Below are 650 nucleotides of genomic sequence, written 5' to 3' on the forward strand. Positions count from 1 at the left end.
CCAGCGGTTCCCGCGTCGAGGTGGCTGGAGGCGAAGGCGACGCCTTTGTCGATCATGGCGCCGTCGTCGGCGTAGGTGTTGTGGGCGGCGAAGTTCATGCCGTCGGAGCAGACCGGGTCTTCGGTGGCGCAGACCTTGACGGTCTTGTCCTGGTAGGCCGGGCCGATGACGACGGGGGGTTCGCCGAGGAAGTTCATGGCGCGCACGTTGGGCATGCCGAAGAGCACGACCGAGGAGACGTGGCTGGCCACCGAGGGGTCCAGGGGTTTGGGCACGGTGTTGGGGTCGACGCCGTCGGGGACCGAGGGTGAGGTGACAAAGCCCATCACGGCCGCGCCCTGGGAGTAGCCGCCGAGCACCATTCTGGTGTTGGGGCAGTCGTGGGCCATCGAATTGATATGGCCCGCGGCGTCTCTGATGCCGTCGACGCCGGTGTCCCATTGGTCGCTGGCGGGGTAGTTGACCGGGTAGACGTCGAAGGACTTGGCGCCGACGCGTGAGTGCAGGGCGTCGACGAAGGCCTGTCCGGTGGGGCCGACGCCGGGGGCTTCACCGGTGCCGCGGGCAAACACCACCTGCACGTCCGGACACTGGGCGGCCGCGGAGGGGATGACCGAACCGGCGAGCGCCGACGCGCCGAGGCCGGATGC

Annotated in this window: 1 protein-coding gene; it reads right to left on the minus strand. The window is 69.2% G+C overall.

Going from position 1 to position 650, the window contains the following annotated elements; all coding sequences use genetic code 11:
* Positions 1-650, minus strand: a 650-nt coding sequence (locus A5750_RS06715) for a cutinase family protein (protein ID WP_231989148.1), incomplete at both ends; no start/stop codon positions are given.

Origin of the sequence: Mycobacterium sp. 852002-51613_SCH5001154 (assembly GCF_001667425.1) — a bacterium.
In the GTDB taxonomy this organism is placed as follows: Bacteria; Actinomycetota; Actinomycetes; order Mycobacteriales; family Mycobacteriaceae; genus Mycobacterium.